This is a genomic window from Amycolatopsis sp. NBRC 101858 (assembly GCF_030269325.1).
Classification (GTDB): domain Bacteria; phylum Actinomycetota; class Actinomycetes; order Mycobacteriales; family Pseudonocardiaceae; genus Amycolatopsis; species Amycolatopsis ponsaeliensis.
Map to the genome: position 1 here is coordinate 740,048 of NZ_BSTD01000005.1, position 15,050 is coordinate 755,097.

Below are 15,050 nucleotides of genomic sequence, written 5' to 3' on the forward strand. Positions count from 1 at the left end.
GGAGCACGACCCGGGCAGGCCGGTCAGCTCACCGCGTAGGTGAACACGTGGGCCGCGCCGGCTCCGGTCGACGTCGGCAGGGTGACGCTGCGAACCTGCTTGGCCGGGTCCAGGGCGATCGGGGCCGTCGCGAACAGGTACGACGTGTACGGCCGCTGCAGCCGGAACATGTACCTCGGGAACGCCGAGTTCACGTACGGCACCGACGCGACGACCGTGTTCCCGAACTGCGGCGTCTCCTCACCGCCCTTCAGCAGCCACTCCGACAGGCCCAGCGAACCCTGCTGCGTCGAGCCGTCGGTGTAGGTGACCGTGACGCTGCCCTGCGCGTCACCGCCGGTCGCCGAGCCGAGGAACGACAGCTTCGTCGCGCCCGCCGGAGCGTCGACCGCAAGCGTTTGCCCTGAGGCGATCACGTTGTCCGGCGACCCCGCCGGGCTCGACGGCCAGGTGAACTCGCGCACCTTCGCGCCCGGCGTGATCCCGCTCGCGGCGAGGCCCTGCGCCGAGTAGGCGAACTGGCCGGGGTAGAGGTCGGTCTCGCCGAAGTCGCCGTATTGGACGAGCCGGTCGTCCGTGACGCCGACGTTGGTGTCCGCCGCGTGCAGCGTCCCCGGCTTCCCGACCGTGACCGGCAGGTACGCGGGCAGCTGCCCGCCGAACTCCACCGGCACGCTCGTGAACGCGTCGGGCGACCCGGCGGCGGCCGTGACGCGAACCTGCTGGGACGACGTCCCGTGCGCGCCCACCGTGAGCGTGCCGCTCGACGGCGTCACGGTGATCCCGGCCGGCGGCTTCGCCTGCCAGGTCACCTTGCCCTGGCCGGTGATGCCTTCGGCCGTCACGGTTGCCGACGTCGAGCCGCCGGGGGCGACGACGACTCGGCCCGGGCCGACCTTGCCGCGCACCGGAACTTCGCCGTCGCGGAAGGACGGCGGCGCGTCGCTCTTCGCCGAGCCCCACGACGTCGGTGCCGTCCCGAGCGTGAAGTCGAGCCGGCCGCCGTTCACCGCGAACGACTCCGGCAGCCACGGCTTCGTGCTCGGCTTCCCGTTCACCTTCAGGCTGTTCACGTACTTCACCGAGCTGGACGCGCCGGGCGCGGTGATCGTGATCCGCTGGCCGGTCGCCCGGGTGAGCGTGATCTTCGGGAACATCGGGCTGGCCAGCACCATTTCGGCGCGGCCGGGTGCCTCCGGGTACATGCCGAGCGCGGCGAAGACGTACCACGCCGACGTCGCGCCGAGGTCGTCGTTGCCGGGCAGGCCGTCCTCCGTCGGCTTGAACAGCAGCTCCGCCGAGCGGCGCACGATGTCCTGCGTCTTCGACGGCGCGCCCGCGTACGCGTACTCCCACGGCACCTCGAACGACGGCTCGTTCGACATGAACGCGTACGGCGAACTGGCGTCGCTGTTCAGCTTCGTGAAGAAGAAGTCGAGCCGCTTCTTCACGGCGTCGTCGCCGCCCATCGCGTCGAAGAGGCCGCGGACGTTGTACGGCACCATCCACGTGTACTGCGCCGCGTTCCCTTCCTGGTAGCGCATTTCCTCGTACTTCGCGGGGTCGAACGGCGAGAGGAACTGGCCGTCGCGCATCCGGGTCTGCAGGTAGCCGGTGGCCGGGTTGTAGACGTTCTCCCAGTACTGCGCGCGGGTCATGAATTGCTGGTAGGTGTCTTTCTGACCCAGCCGCTGAGCCAGCTGGGCGATGCCGAAGTCGGCGGTGGTGTCTTCGAGCATGTCCGAGACGTTGTTGGGGTGGTAGCCCAGCGTCTGGTAGTCGGACAGGCCAGGGCGTTCGAGCGCGCGTTCGCCGGCCTGCTGGACGCGGGTGGCGCCGTTGACCATCGACTTCAGTGCCTGCGACGCGTCGAAGTCCGTGGCGCCGAAGGCGTACGTGCTGGCGATGATCGAGTGGTACGGGTCGCCGCCCATCACGCCCATGAAGTCGTTGTTCTGCGACCAGCGGTCCCAGATCCCGCCGGCCTGGTTCGCCTGGTTGAGCATCGACTGCGCCATGTCGGCGGCCTCGTGCGGGGCGAGCATCGACAGCAGCTGGACCTCGTCGCGGTAGGTGTCCCAGCCGGAGAAGTTGGCGTACTGCGCGTGGCCGGGTTTCGTGCGGTGGATCGCCTTGTCGAAGCCCGCGTAGCGACCGTCCACATCGGAGAAGACGTTCGGCTGCAGGAGCGTGTGGTAGAGCGCGGTGTAGAAGGTGCGCGTGGCCGCGTCCGTACCGCCTTCGACGGTGATCTGCCGCAGCCGGTCGTTCCAGGTCCGGCGCGCGTTGTCCTTGATGGTTTCGAACGAGTCGTGCCGCTGTTCGGCGGCCGCGTTCAGACGCGCCCCGGCGGCATCCACATAGGACAACCCGACGCGCACGCCGACCGGCTTGGCGGGGTCGAAGGTCAGGTAGGCGCCGGAGCCGCCGTCGGCCGTGACGACCTGCTTGTCCCACGTCGTCTTGCTGAGGTCGCCGCCGCGGGCGGTGGTGCCGCCGGGCGTCACGGTGGCGTTCTGCCAGGTCCCGGACGTCGTGAAGGGCTGGTCGAACGACGCCGAGAAGTAGACCTTGTACGTGTTGGGCCCGCGGCAGAAGTGGCCGCTGGAGACCCAGCCTTCGACGGTCCGCTTGGCCGGGTCGACCGTCACGGCGGCGTCGTCACTGCCCATCGCGGACTGCGCGACGTCGACGAGCAGCGTGGCGGGCGAGTTCTTCGGGAAGGTGAAGCGGCCCATGCCGGAGCGCTGGGTCGCGGTCAGCTCGGTGGTGATGCCGGAGTCCGTCGTCACCTTGTAGTAGCCGGGGGACGCGGTTTCGTTCGCGTGGCTGAAGGTGGGGAAGTACTTCGTCGCGTCGACCGCGGGGGACGTGGAGATCTGCCCGGCGAAGGGGAGGAACGGGACGTCGCCCGCCGCGCCGCCGCAGCCGGCGCCGTTGAAGTGGGTGAGGCTGAAGCCGCGGAGCTTGTTCTCCTCCCAGGCGTAACCGCCGTCGCGGTCGCGGGCGTAGTAGCGGCCCTGCCCGGCGGGTGGTTTGGGCTGCAGGGGAGTGTCGGGGCTCCACTGCACCATGCCGAAGGGGACGTCGGCGCCGGGGAAGGTGTCGCCGGCGTAGGTGTTGGTCTCGGGGGTGTCGCCGGCCTTGGCGCCGACGAACGGGTTGACGAAGGCGGCCAAATCGGTCTCGTGGGCGGCCGCCGGAGTGGCCGCGATGGCCGTGAACAGGGGAATGACCAAAGCCGCGGTGACGACTCTGCGCATGCTCTTCCTCCCGGGGTGAGCGGACCACCTCGGGCTGACAACGTTGTCAGAAGACGCGGTGACCCGGCGAGCACTGGGAGTGAACCACCGGGGGTTCAGACCGGTCAAGAAGTGCCCGCCAGGCGGCCTATCCGGTTAACGCTTGAGAATCCCCAGCGCCTCTTCGTGCAGGAGGCCGTTCGTCGACAACGCACTGCCGTTGTCGTAGCGCCCGGCGCCGTCCAAGTCGCTGAACCGCCCGCCCGCCTCGGTGACGATCACCTGTGCCGCCGCGACGTCCCACGGGTTCACGATGCACTCCGCCGCGACGTCCAGCGCGCCCTCCGCCACCAGCACGTGGTGCCAGAAGTCGCCGAACGCGCGGGACTCCCAGCACGCGTCGACCAGGTCCAGGTACTTCTCGCGCGAGTGGTGCTCGCGCCACGAGTTCACGTCCGTTGTGGACAGATAAGCGTCCGAAAGGGACGAAACCCCGGAAACCGACAGTCGGCGGGTCCCGGCGGAATCGGACGAAAACGCGCCCGAGCCCGTGGCCGCCCACCAGCGGCGCCCCAGCAGCGGCGCGCTGATCATGCCGACCACCGGGTCGCCGTCTTCGACGAGCGCGATCAGGGTCGCCCAGACGGGTACACCCCGGAGGAAGTTCTTGGTGCCGTCGATCGGGTCGAGCACCCACGCCCGGCCGGTCGCCGCGGATCCGCCGCGCTCCTCGCCGAGCACGGCGTCGTCCGGGCGTTCGGTCGTGAGAAGCGCACGGATCGCGTCTTCGACCGCGGTGTCCGCGTCCGTCACCGGGGTGCGGTCGGGCTTGCGCTCGACCCTCAGGTCCAGGGCGCGGAACCGCGCCGTCGTGATCGCGTCGGCGGCGTCAGCCAGCCGGGTGGCGAGGGCCAGATCATCTCCGTAGCCAGGCACGGTCACGATGGTTTCACGCCTCTTCGCCGTAGAGTTGGCCAGGTGAGCATGGTCCTACTTGCCGAAGACGATCCGGCCATCGCCGAACCGCTCTCCCGCGCCCTCGAACGCGAGGGATACGAGATCCACGTCGTCACCGACGGCCCTTCGGTGCTCGACGCCACCGCCGCCCAGAGAGTCGACCTGCTCGTGCTCGACCTCGGGCTGCCCGGCATGGACGGGCTCGAGGTCTGCCGGCGCCTGCGCGCCAACGGCACCGAGCTGCCCGTCCTGATGCTCACCGCGCGCACCGACGAGGTCGACTTCGTCGTCGGCCTGGATGCGGGCGCCGACGACTACGTCGCCAAACCGTTCCGGCTCGCCGAGCTCCTCGCCCGGATCCGCGCGCTGCTGCGGCGCCGGGTGCCCGAGGTGCTCGAGGCCGGCGGCGTGCGGATGGACCTGGGCGCGCGGCTGGTCACCGTCGACCTGCACGAGGTGCAGCTGGCGAACAAGGAGTTCGAGCTGCTGCGCGTGCTGATGAGCCGCGCCGGGCAGGTCGTCAGCCGCGACGAGATCCTCGCCGAGGTCTGGAACGACCTCGAGTCGAAGACGTCCAAGACCCTCGACATGCACATGTCGTGGCTGCGGCGGAAGCTCGCCATCGCCGCCGACGAGGCCGCCGGCCGCACCAGCAAGACCCACGACGGCGAGCGGCGGATCGCGACCGTCCGCGGCGTCGGCTTCCGGTTCAACGCCGAATAAGCCGTGCGCCGCCGCATCCTGCTGGCCATCCTGCTGGCCGTCGCCGTCACCGCGGCGGTCCTCGGCATCCCGCTGGGCATCGTGGCGAGCTGGCAGATCGAGTCGAGCTACCGCGAGACGCTCGCCGAGAACGCCCGCGCGGCGGCGGCGATCCTCGACACCGAGATCGCCAACGGGCAGGAGATCGACCTCGACCAGGTGCGCGCGGCCGTCCCGGCGAACGGGCTGCTCACCGTGCAGGTCCCCGACCAGCAGGAAAAGCGCTACGGCAACGACCCGGGACCCGACACCGTCACCGAGACGGCCGACCTGGCCCGCGACGGCAAGGTCGCGATCGCCGTCCCGGCCGGCCCGATGCACGAACGGCAGACGACCGTCACGCTGGTCGTCGTGCTGCTGGTGCTGCTCTCGATCGGCACGGGTGCGGTGGTGGCGCTGGTGACGGCGAGGCGGCTCGCGAAACCCCTGCGGCACGTCGCCGAACGCGCGTCCCGCCTCGGCGGTGGCGACTTCCGGCCCGACCCCAGCCGCTACGGCGTCGGCGAGCTCGACATGGTCGCCGAGGCGCTCGACGCGTCCGGCACCGCGCTCGCCCAGCTCGTGCAGCGGGAACGCCAGCTCGTCGGCGACGTCTCGCACCAGCTGCGCAGCCGGCTGACGGCGTTGCAGCTGCGGCTGGAACCGCTCACCGTGCATCCGGACGAAGAGGTGGCCGACGAGTCGAAGGCGGCCCAGGAGCAGGCCGACCGGCTGGCGGAGGCGCTCGACGAGCTGCTGGCGGCGGCGCGCGCGGCCCGCGAGGTCGGCGCGGAACCGGTCGACTTGCCGACGCAGCTGCCGCAGATGGCGCAGGAGTGGCGCGAACTGCTTCGGTCGGAGGGGCGCAACCTGCGGATGCGCGTGGCCGACGGCTTGATGGCCCGCGCGACCCCGGGGCGGCTGCGCGAAGTGGTCGGGGTGCTGCTGGACAACGCCCTGCGCCACGGTTCGGGCACGGTCACGGTGGTCGCGCGCCGCGGCGACGCCGAGGGCACGGTGGTGATCGAGGTCAGCGACACGGGCTCGGGCGTGCCGGACGAGCTGGCCCCGCACATCTTCGAGCGCGGCTTCTCCGGCGGCGGCTCGACGGGCGTCGGTCTGGCCCTGGCCCGGGCGTTGGTTGAGGCGGACGGCGGCCGTCTGGAGCTGTCCAACCGGCGGCCGGCGGTGTTCAGCCTATTCCTGAAGGTGCCGCGGCCGAGCGATGTCCCTGAGGTGCGCTGGCCCGCGGAGCGCGTCCCGCGTTAGCCGGATCCCTTGCGGCTGCGGCAATCCGTGGCAGGGAAGCGCTTTCGGCTGAGACCGGGTGGGAGGGCACGCCCTCCCACCCGGCCGGTCAGATCAGCCCTTCACGCAGCGCGTAAGCCACCGCGTGCGAACGGTTGCGGAGCTGGAACCGGTTGGTCACGTCGTGCAGGATGCTCTTCACCGTCCGCTGCGAATAACACAGCTGGTCGGCGATTTCCTGCGTCGAATACCCCGCCGCGACGAGCCGGAGCACTTCCGTTTCCCGGTTGCTCATCCCGCCCAGCTGCAGGCCACGCGGTTCGAGCACCTGGCGCTGCAGCCGGGAAACCCGGTGCAGCAGCCGGCCGAGCAGGTCGGGCGGCAGCGCGCCCTCCCCGGCCGCGGCCGCCTTGATCAGCCGGACGAGCACCTCCGGCCCGGCGTCGGCGCGGCGGGCGACCGCGCAGACGCCGTGCTCGACGGCATTGAGGATCTCGTTGTCGTCGACTTCCCCCGCGATCAGCACGATGCGGGTGAAGCCCTGGTGGTGCAGCGCGGACAGCAGCTGCGTCATGGTTTCGTCGAGCCGGTCGGCGACCAGCAACGCGACCGTGGCCGGGTCACCCGCTTCGCCGTCCACCACGCGGACCTCGTCCCGCGAACGCAGCGCCATGCAGACGCCGTTGTGCAGGATCGGATCGGTGGCGCGGACCACCACCGGCGTCCTGTCGGATTCGAACATCGTCACCCATTCCCCTCGAACGGTGCGAGAGTTCCACCCCTCACCCTGACCAGAATGCCCGTTGTGGTGTCCCGGGCGCATGGGACCGGCGTCCCGATGTTGCCCGGGCGGGCTGCCCGTCAGGACCGGCCGAGGCCCGCGTCCCGGGCCCGGACGATCGCTTCGGCCCGATCGGCGACGTGCAGCTTGGCGAAGACGTTCGAAATGTGGTTACGCACGGTTTTGGGGCTCAGGCACAGGGTGTTCGCGATGACGCCGTTGCTGTGCCCGGCCGCGATCAGCGACAGGACCTCGCGCTCGCGCGCGGTCAGCTCCGGGAACACCGGTTCGCTCGCGGGTGGCGGCTGGTTGAAGAAGCCGAGCACGCGGTTCGCGATGTCGGGGCCGAAGATGGCTTCCCGTCGCGCGACCGCCTGCACCGCGCGGATGATCTCGTCCGGCTGGGCGTCCTTGAGCAGGTAGCCGCGGGCACCGGCGCGCATCGCCGCGAAGACCGACTCGCTTTCGTCGGCCATCGTCAGCATCAGCACGCCGGTGTCCGGGCTCACGGCCGCGATGTGCCGGGTCGCCTGGATCCCGGACAGGTCGGGCAGGTGCAGGTCCATGACGACGACGTCGGGGAGCAACGCGCCCGCGGCGTCGATCGCGGCGCCACCACTGGCGGCTTCGCCGACGATTTCGATCCCGGGTTCGGCGTCCAGCAGCGTGCACACGCCGAACCGGAACAAGGGGTGGTCGTCCACGACGAGGACACGCAGGCCCATCCGGTCACCTCCCCCGTCACCCCCGGTAATGGTAGGGGAACGCGGCCGCATTCTCACGTGCCCAATCGGCGAACGTGAGCGGCGGCCGGCCGAGCACGCGCTCGACGGTGTCGAAGACGACGTGTTCGTGCTCGGCGGACTCCCGCTTCAGCGCGAAGAAGCCGTCGACGGCTTCGGCGGGCCAGCCGTACTTCCGCATCATGCGTTCGCGTGCGGCGCTCTGCGGCTCTTCGACGTACTTCACCGGACGGCCGAGGGCGTCGGAGAGGATCGCGACCTGCTGTTCGGTCGCGAGAGCCTCGCCGCCGGTGAGCTCGTAGGTCGCGCCTTCGTGGCCGGACGTCGTGAGGGCGAGCGTCGCGACCGCGGCGATGTCCCGGACGTGGATCAGCGCGGACGCCGGATCGCCTTCGGGGACGTACACCGTGTTTTTGTCGCGAATGGTTTCACGCCAGGCGAACCGGTTGTCCATGAACGCGCCGGGCCGCAGGGTCGTCCACGCCGGCCCGGCTTCGCGGACCGCCTGCTCGGCTTCGGCGTGGGCGCGGGTGATCGGGTCCGTCTGTCCGAAGTGGACACCGGTGGTGGACAGCTTGACGAGGTGGGTGACACCGGCCCGCGCGGCCGCTTCGGCGACGGCACCTTCGCGGTGGGCGCCTTGCGTCAGCACGAAAACGCGGTCCGCGCCGTCGAACAGCGCGGGCAGATCGGCGGTGTCGAGGTCGGCCTGGACGACGTCGGCCCGCGGGTCGATCCGGGCCTTGCCCGCGTCACGGGTGAGCGCGCGGACGGCGGCGCCGGCGTCGAGGAGGGCGGGGACGAGGGCGCGGCCGACCTTGCCGGTGGCGCCGAGGACGAAGATCATCGGGATCCTCCTGTTTTGAGCGGGACGTGCGGGAGCGCGAACGCCGCGACGAGGGCGAGCGCGAGGACCGGCAGCAGGGCGAGGAAGACACCGTGGGTGCCGGCGTTGTAGGCGAAGCCGAGCGCGACCGGGCCGAGGCTCGAGCCGAGCGCGCGGGCGAGGTTGATGCCGGCGGCGACGGCGCCGCGGTCCGCCGGTGGTGCGGTGTTCTGCGTCGCCATGGCGAGCACCTGCAGATTCAGGCCGGCCGCGAGGCCGAAGCCGACCAGGCAGGCCAGGACCAGCGGCAGCGCGTCGACCACGGTCAGGCCGAGCACGGCGAGCAGGCCGAGCGCCATGCTGAGCCGCGGTGCCCAGCGGTAGGCGCCGGTGCGGGCGATGATCTTGCTCGCGACGACCGAGGACAGCGAGACGGCGAGCGTCATCGGTACCAGCCGCAGCCCGCCTTCCGCCGGGCCGGCGTCGGCCTGCAGGAGGACGGCGATGTAGTTGATCGAGCCGAGGAACGCGAACCCGGCGAGCACGCTGAGCACGACGGACACGGTGAACGTGCGGTCTCTGAAGAGACGGAGTGGCAGCACGGGCGCTTCGGCTTTCCGTTCGGTGAAGACGAACGCGACGGCCGCCACCGCACCGAGGCCGATCGACCACGGCGTGAGCAGGGTGAACCCGGTGATCGCCCCACCGAGCAGGACGACGCCGGCGAAGTCGAACGGCGCTTCCCGGCGTCGTCTCGGCAGGTCGAGGGTCGTGAGGAGGGCGACGGCGATGAGTCCGAGCGGCAGGTTGATTAGGAAGATCGACCGCCACCCGGCCACCCCGGTGAGCACCCCGCCGACGACCGGGCCGGCGAGCGACGCGACGGCGAAGCAGATCGAGAACCACCCGAAGTACTTCGCGCCTTCGCGAGGCGTGAACATCTCGCCGAGCGAAGCGCCGACGGAGACGAAGAGGCCACCGGAGCCGGCGCCCTGCAGAACGCGCCCGACGATGAGTGCGGTGGCCGACGGCGCGAGTCCGCAGGCGAGCGAACCGAGCAGGAACAGGGCGAGCGCGCCGAGGAGCACGCGTTTGCGGCCGAAGACGTCGCCGAGCTTGCCGTGGAGGGGAGCGGTGACGCTCCCGGCGAGCAGGTAGGCGGTGGTGACCCAGGCGTAGGACCCGGTCCCGCCGAACTCGGCGGCGATCCGGGGGAGCGCGGTGGCGACGACCTGGGCGTCGAGCATCGCGAGGAAGACGGACAGGAACAGGCCCGTGAGGGCAGGGTTTTGGGCGCGGTTCAGCGCGGTGGTGCTCAAGAAAGGTCCTTGTTTCGTCAGAAGGGACGAGAGATGCGGACGCGGCCTGGGGCACGCGTCCCGTCGAGTCGGGAAAAGGCTCCATCGTCACCCGCGAACGGGTGCGACCTCTTCGCGCTCGGAAACCACCTCGAATCGTCCCGCTCGCCCGGCCGAACCCGGACGGCGTCCTCACGAAGGAACACTGACGAGGATGACTGTAGACAACTACATGTCAGAAGACAAGTAGTTTCGAGTGGTGATCAGGCGGGCCATCCGGGTGAACCTCGCTCGCTGCGCTCAACTGCGGAACGAGGCGGGGTGTTTTCGCCACGACGGCCTCCGGGACCACGGGGGCTCGACGGGAGGAAACGCCGATGACTTGCACGAACCGAGCGGCCCGGGGCGCCGCGGTGCTCTCCGGGATCGCTCTTGCCTTGGCGGCGACGCTGGTCGTGCCGGCGGCGGCGAGCGCGGACAGCGCTTGGCCGAACGACACGTTCCGCCTGTGCACCGCGCAAGGCTGCGGAGGGCAGGCCATCGGTGGCGTCGTCTGGGGCAACCGCACCTCGACGGTGCAGGGGACCGTGGCGGACTTCCTCGCGCGCGGCACGACCGTCTACTTCGAGGCCTACGCCGGGGCGACCAAGATCGACAGCGAGACCAGGACCGCTTCGGCCCACGACGACGTGCCCTACCACTTTTCGATCGGCGATCCCGATCGGGTCGGCGGGTTCGACCGGCTGAAGATCACGGTCTGCGAAAGCGGGAAGACCTACTGCACCGTTCCCGTCAACGCCGATCGCGACGACGAGCCGGAGTACTTCGTGCAGGAGTAGGCGTGGGTCCGGGCTCAGTGCAGGCGGGTCACGTCGCCGTTGTCGCGGCGTCGCTCGCCGAGCTCGTCCGGGAAGACCCACTTCTTGAAGCCCCAGAAGCGGAAGAACATCGCCAGCAGCATGCCGATGATCGACCCGCTCGCGAAGTCCGCGACCTCCTGCACCAGCCGCGTCACGTGGGGGACCTCCAGGTCCAGCACGTACCGCGACACGTACAGCGGGATCAGGTTCACCACCACCGCGACGCCGCTGATCACGAAGAACAACGCGGCCTCGTGGTGACGTTCCCGGCCGCCGCGGGTGCGGAACGACCACTCGCGGTTCAGGATGTACGACACGATCGTCGCGACGATGATCGCGATCGCCTTCGCCGTGGTCGGCTTCGACTCCAGCACCGACAGCTTCAGGAAGTACCAGACGCCGTTGTCGACCAGGAACGTCGTGCCGCCCACGATCGCGAACTTCAGCAGCTCCCGGTGCTTGATCAGCACCGAACGCAGTGGTTCCGGCGTGCGCTTGAGCACGGTTTCCACAACGGTCACACGATGCAGTCTAGGAGCACACCGCGTTGACCTGTGGTTCAGGCGGCCTTGCGGTCCTGAATGTCCGGATCATCCGCGACCCGGACGACGCGGGCGTCCTCCTCGGGGAACACCCACTTCTTGAACGCCCACCAGCGGAACACCGTGCCGAGCAGGGTCCCGATGACGATCCCGCTGACGAAGTCGGCCACCTCGACGCCGAACGCCGTCAGGTGCGGCGCCTGCAGGTCCAGCACGTACCGCGAGAACCACTGCGGCAGCGCGTTCAGGCCCAGCGCGACACCGCTGATCAAGAAGAACAACGCGGCTTCGTGCGCCCGCTCCCGGCCGCCGCGGGTGCGGAACGACCACTCGCGGTTGGCGACGTAGGAAAAGATCGTCGCGACCAGGACGCCGACGATCAGCGCCGTCACCGGGTGGGTCCGCAGCACGGTGAACTTCAAGCCGTAGTTGACGGACATCGTGATCACGAAGCTGATCCCGCCGACGACGGCGAAGCGGAGGAGCTCGCGATGCTTTTTCAGCAGCTCGCGCACCGCGCGGACGCTACCCGGTCAGCCAGCCGAATCCCCTCTCGGGGGTGACGGTCGGCCGTTGGTCGCCCGGCTTCGTGCCCGGCTGCGGTGGCGCGCTCGTCGTGGTCGTCGACGTCGGGGGCTCGGTCGTCGGCTCGGTCTTCGTGGTCGTCGCCGGCGGGGTGGACGTCGGTTTCGTGGGCGATGTCGGAGTCGGCTTGGACGGCGTGGTCGACGGGGTCGGGGAAGGCAGCGGGTCCTTGCCACACCAGTGGTGGTAGCAGCCGAAGTCCACGGTCACCGGCTTCGCCGAAGCCTTGCCGAGCTTGGCGTTGATCGTGACGCGCCCGTCGTCGGGACGGCCTTTCAGCCGCACCCACAGGTTGACGTGCTGGCCGGGCGCCAGCGCGCTCTTCGTCGTGCAAGTCGCGCCGTCGCCGGACGGTGTGCACGGGAAGCCGCGCAGGCTCCACCACTGCCACAGCGGGTGGTCGAAGGTGACCGTGACCGGCTTGGTCGTCTCGCCGGTGTTGCGGACCCGCACGTAGACCAGCGGGTTGCGGGTCCACGGGAACGCCGAGAGCCCGTCGCCCTGCGCTTCCAGCACCACCGCTTCCGGCGGCTGCTTCACGGTGACCTTGACGCTCACCGCGACGTTGATCTGCAGGCCGGCGGTGACGGATCCGGTGACCGTGCCGCCCTGGGCGTCCTCGTCGGCCTGGAGGCGGAAGTTGAGCGTCGCGCTCTGGCCGGGCTGCAGTCCCGCGCCGGTCTTGCAGACGACCGTGCCCTCGCCGCCCGGGCAGTTCACCGAGATCGGGGCGCCGTCCTGCGCGAACGCCATCGGCGCGCCGCCACCGCCGGCGTCGACCGCGCGCACGCCGGGCGGCAGCTTCAGCGCGGCGGCCACCGGTTCGGACGGGCTGCCGCCGTCGTTGCGGACGGTGAGCGGCAGGTTCATCGCGGTGCCGGGGCTCAGCTCGAGCCCGCCCGGCGGCGTGGTCGCGGACACCGACGGCGGTGCCGGAGCGGGCGGCGCCGGCGGTGCCGGAGCAGGCGGCTCGACAGCCGGGGGCGGCGGCTCGACGGGCGGCGCGGCGGGAGGTGCGGGAGGTGCCGGCGGCTGCGCCGGGGCGGGCGGGGCCGGTGGCGCGGGCTTCGGCGCCGGCGGGTTGACCGGCTGGACCACCGGCGGCGGCACCTGGGCCGCGACCGGGATCTCCTGCGCCCCGCCGCCGGCGGTGAGCGCGATGACGACGGCCGCGACGACCGCCGTGCCCGAGGCGGCGACCCCGGCGAACTGACGGGGTCCCGCGGCGGCGGCGCCCGCGGCCGCACCCGCCTTGCCCCCGGCCGCGGCGGCCCCGGCGGCGGCCGCACCGGCCGCTGCCGCGGTGGCCGCGCTCGCCTTGGCCGCGCCGATCGTGGCGAGGTAGCCGAGTGCCGCGCCGCCCAGGACGATCGGGGCGATGATCGCGCGCAGCCCGCCGTTGACGTCGGCGAGCTCCGCGGCCAGCGCCCGGCAGTTCTCGCACTCGTCGAGGTGGTTCTCGACCTGGGCGCGCTCGCGCTTGGACAGCCCGTCGCGGGTCCACGCGCCGAGCCGCTCGGCGCAGGCGCGGCAGCGTTCCTCTTCGTTCTCCTGCAGGTGGACCTGCAGATAGGCCTGCCGGAGACCCTCACGGGCGCGGTAGGCGAGCGCGGAGACGCCGTTCGCGGTCAGCCCCAGCAGCGGCGCGACCTCGGCCGGGCTCTGCTGCTCGATCTCGGTGTGCCAGAGCACCGCCTGCCAGCGTTCGGGCAGCCGCGCGAACGCCTTGGCGGCCATCGTGCGCTCGAGCCCGGCGACGGCGGTGTCGGAGAACGGCACCGTCAGCGCCTCGGCCGAGACGTCGGTCATGTCTTCGTTGAGGTCGACCCGGCGTTCCTTGCGCGTGCGGTCGTACGCGGTGTGACGCAGCGCGGTCAGCAGGTACGCCCGGAAGGCTGTGTCCGGCCCCTTGCCGCCACGCAGCGTGTCCAGCACCTTGGCGAACGCCTCGGACACCAGGTCGTCGGCTTCCGAGCTCGAACGGGCCAGCTGACGAGCGAGGTTGTGCGCCGCGCCGGTGTGGCGTTCGTAAAGCGGCCCGTACGACTCGATCTTCCCCGCGCGGACCTCGGCGATCAGCTCGGCGTCACTCTTTCCGCTGAGATCGGCGGGAACGGTGGACACGGCACTCCTCGGTCGGTTAAGGCCAGGACCTGCCATTACAGGCGGGTCCGCGACGCGAGACAAGTGTGACTGACCCACCCGAGGCCGTCACGTCGTGGTGGGGGTGTTGACTCCGTCGGCGGAGCGAAATCACCCACCCTCGGGTCGCGTCGTGGAAAACCTTCCTGACAAAACTCGCGAGTACGCGTCACGAGGTCCGGTGGGGCACGTCCTCACCGTGAAGCACCGAGCAAGATCGACACGGACCGGACGAAAGGGGCAGGCCGCCAGTGGACGTTCCGGCTACGCGCTCCGGTCCCGGTGACGCCCCGTTCGCCGACCGGGCCCTGCGCACGCTGCGTGCCCGCTGGCGCACGGCCAGCCTGGCCGCCGGCTGGCGGTTCCCGAGCGACTGGGCGCTGCCCGAGGTCGACGCCGTCTGCGCGGCCGTGATGGCCAAGGGCGGCGCCGAGGCCGCCGAAACCGCGCTGGCCGGGCTGGCCCGGGCGCGGGCGGCGGCCGGCGCGGGACTCGCGGAAACCCTCGCCGACCTGGCCGCGCTGCACGCGGTGCTCGACCACGGCGGCGACGGGTTCGTCTCGCCGGACGTCGACGCCACGCCGTCGCGGCTGCTCCGGACCACCGCGCTGGCCTGGGCCGACGTCGCCACCGACCAGCTCGTGCACACCGAGGTCACCGACCCGCTGACCGGCCTGCCGTCGGCCGCCTACCTGCGCACCCGGCTCTACGAGGTCTACCGGGCCGCCGCCGCGCGCGAGCGGCCCGCCGCCGAGGACCACGTGCTGCTGGTCGTCTCGCTCGACCTCAGCGCGGTCACCGGGTTCCCGCGGCTGACCGGGATGATCCTGGTCGCGGACGCGCTGCGGGCGGTGTTCGACAGCGGGCAGAGCGTCGCGACGCTCGGAACGTCCGTCGTCGCCGCGCTGGTCCCGAAGGACGAGCGCGTCGCTTCGCACGGCGTCGCGCTGCGAAGGGCGTTGCACGAGCGGCTTTCCGTCGATTCGCAGCTCGCGGACGCCGGCCGGCCGAGGGTGTCGGCCGTGCGCCTGCCTGCCACCCACGAAATGGCCTGCGACCTGCTGGCCCACCTCGCCCGGGTGTGA

At 71.2% G+C, this 15,050-nt stretch carries 13 protein-coding genes; 4 read left to right on the plus strand and 9 right to left on the minus strand.

From position 1 onward, the window contains the following. Window positions 1–23 precede the first annotated feature (23 nt). Both QSK39_RS37740 and hisN read right to left on the minus strand, forming a co-directional pair. A complete protein-coding gene (locus QSK39_RS37740; protein ID WP_285482596.1) occupies window positions 24–3,263 on the minus strand; it encodes a GH92 family glycosyl hydrolase in 3,240 nt (1,079 codons plus the stop codon). Window positions 3,264–3,398: 135 nt separating this feature from the next. Continuing rightward, on the minus strand, window positions 3,399–4,184 hold the full coding sequence (gene hisN, locus QSK39_RS37745) for a histidinol-phosphatase (protein ID WP_285482597.1): 786 nt from the start codon (window positions 4,182–4,184) through the stop codon (window positions 3,399–3,401). A 42-nt stretch (window positions 4,185–4,226) separates the two neighbouring features. On the opposite strand from hisN, the gene QSK39_RS37750 reads away from it, so the two are divergent. Both QSK39_RS37750 and QSK39_RS37755 read left to right on the plus strand, forming a co-directional pair. Further along, window positions 4,227–4,922, plus strand: coding sequence for a response regulator transcription factor (locus tag QSK39_RS37750; protein WP_155549497.1), 696 nt, complete (start codon window positions 4,227–4,229; stop codon window positions 4,920–4,922). A 3-nt stretch (window positions 4,923–4,925) separates the two neighbouring features. Then, complete coding sequence (locus QSK39_RS37755) at window positions 4,926–6,209, plus strand: sensor histidine kinase (RefSeq protein WP_285482598.1); 1,284 nt, start codon at window positions 4,926–4,928, stop codon at window positions 6,207–6,209. Between the two features lie 88 nt (window positions 6,210–6,297). Here QSK39_RS37755 and QSK39_RS37760 read toward each other — a convergent pair whose 3' ends face one another. The 4 genes from QSK39_RS37760 to QSK39_RS37775 form a co-directional block, all read right to left on the minus strand. Further along, entirely contained in the window at window positions 6,298–6,930 is a 633-nt protein-coding gene (locus tag QSK39_RS37760; protein WP_284748516.1) for a response regulator transcription factor, read from the minus strand. 119 nt (window positions 6,931–7,049) lie between these two features. Continuing rightward, window positions 7,050–7,694, minus strand: coding sequence for a response regulator (locus tag QSK39_RS37765; protein WP_285482599.1), 645 nt, complete (start codon window positions 7,692–7,694; stop codon window positions 7,050–7,052). Window positions 7,695–7,710: 16 nt separating this feature from the next. Next, complete coding sequence (locus QSK39_RS37770) at window positions 7,711–8,559, minus strand: NAD(P)H-binding protein (protein ID WP_285482600.1); 849 nt, start codon at window positions 8,557–8,559, stop codon at window positions 7,711–7,713. Further along, window positions 8,556–9,857 carry an MFS transporter gene (locus QSK39_RS37775; RefSeq protein WP_285482601.1) on the minus strand — a complete coding sequence of 434 codons (1,302 nt, stop codon included), beginning with the start codon at window positions 9,855–9,857 and terminating at the stop codon, window positions 8,556–8,558. Before QSK39_RS37775 ends, QSK39_RS37770 begins: the two co-directional genes overlap by 4 nt. Window positions 9,858–10,213: 356 nt before the next feature. On the opposite strand from QSK39_RS37775, the gene QSK39_RS37780 reads away from it, so the two are divergent. After that, window positions 10,214–10,675: a hypothetical protein gene (locus tag QSK39_RS37780; protein WP_285482602.1), complete on the plus strand. Its 462-nt coding sequence runs from the start codon at window positions 10,214–10,216 to the stop codon at window positions 10,673–10,675. Between the two features lie 14 nt (window positions 10,676–10,689). On the opposite strand, the gene QSK39_RS37785 is transcribed toward QSK39_RS37780, so the two are convergent. From QSK39_RS37785 to QSK39_RS37795, 3 genes are read right to left on the minus strand one after another with little or no spacing between them, the layout of a single operon-like run. After that, window positions 10,690–11,217 (minus strand): GtrA family protein, encoded by a 528-nt coding sequence (locus QSK39_RS37785; protein WP_284748480.1) that lies wholly within the window; start codon window positions 11,215–11,217, stop codon window positions 10,690–10,692. Window positions 11,218–11,255: 38 nt separating this feature from the next. Further along, window positions 11,256–11,753, minus strand: a complete 498-nt coding sequence (locus QSK39_RS37790; protein WP_285482603.1) for a GtrA family protein — start codon at window positions 11,751–11,753, stop codon at window positions 11,256–11,258. 10 nt (window positions 11,754–11,763) lie between these two features. Continuing rightward, window positions 11,764–13,947 (minus strand): sigma-70 family RNA polymerase sigma factor, encoded by a 2,184-nt coding sequence (locus QSK39_RS37795; protein ID WP_285482604.1) that lies wholly within the window; start codon window positions 13,945–13,947, stop codon window positions 11,764–11,766. Between the two features lie 269 nt (window positions 13,948–14,216). Between QSK39_RS37795 and QSK39_RS37800 the strand changes: the two genes are divergently transcribed. Beyond that, window positions 14,217–15,050, plus strand: coding sequence for a GGDEF domain-containing protein (locus tag QSK39_RS37800; protein ID WP_285482605.1), 834 nt, complete (start codon window positions 14,217–14,219; stop codon window positions 15,048–15,050).

What these genes read in the sequence shown, in the direction of transcription:
- QSK39_RS37740 (WP_285482596.1), bottom strand. Translation starts at nt 3,263, where the DNA reads ATGCGCAGAGTCGTCACCGCGGCTTTGGTCATTCCCCTGTTCACGGCC.
- QSK39_RS37750 (WP_155549497.1), top strand. Translation starts at nt 4,227, where the DNA reads ATGGTCCTACTTGCCGAAGACGATCCGGCCATCGCCGAACCGCTCTCC.
- QSK39_RS37760 (WP_284748516.1), bottom strand. Translation starts at nt 6,930, where the DNA reads ATGTTCGAATCCGACAGGACGCCGGTGGTGGTCCGCGCCACCGATCCG.
- QSK39_RS37765 (WP_285482599.1), bottom strand. Translation starts at nt 7,694, where the DNA reads ATGGGCCTGCGTGTCCTCGTCGTGGACGACCACCCCTTGTTCCGGTTC.
- QSK39_RS37770 (WP_285482600.1), bottom strand. Translation starts at nt 8,559, where the DNA reads ATGATCTTCGTCCTCGGCGCCACCGGCAAGGTCGGCCGCGCCCTCGTC.
- QSK39_RS37780 (WP_285482602.1), top strand. Translation starts at nt 10,214, where the DNA reads ATGACTTGCACGAACCGAGCGGCCCGGGGCGCCGCGGTGCTCTCCGGG.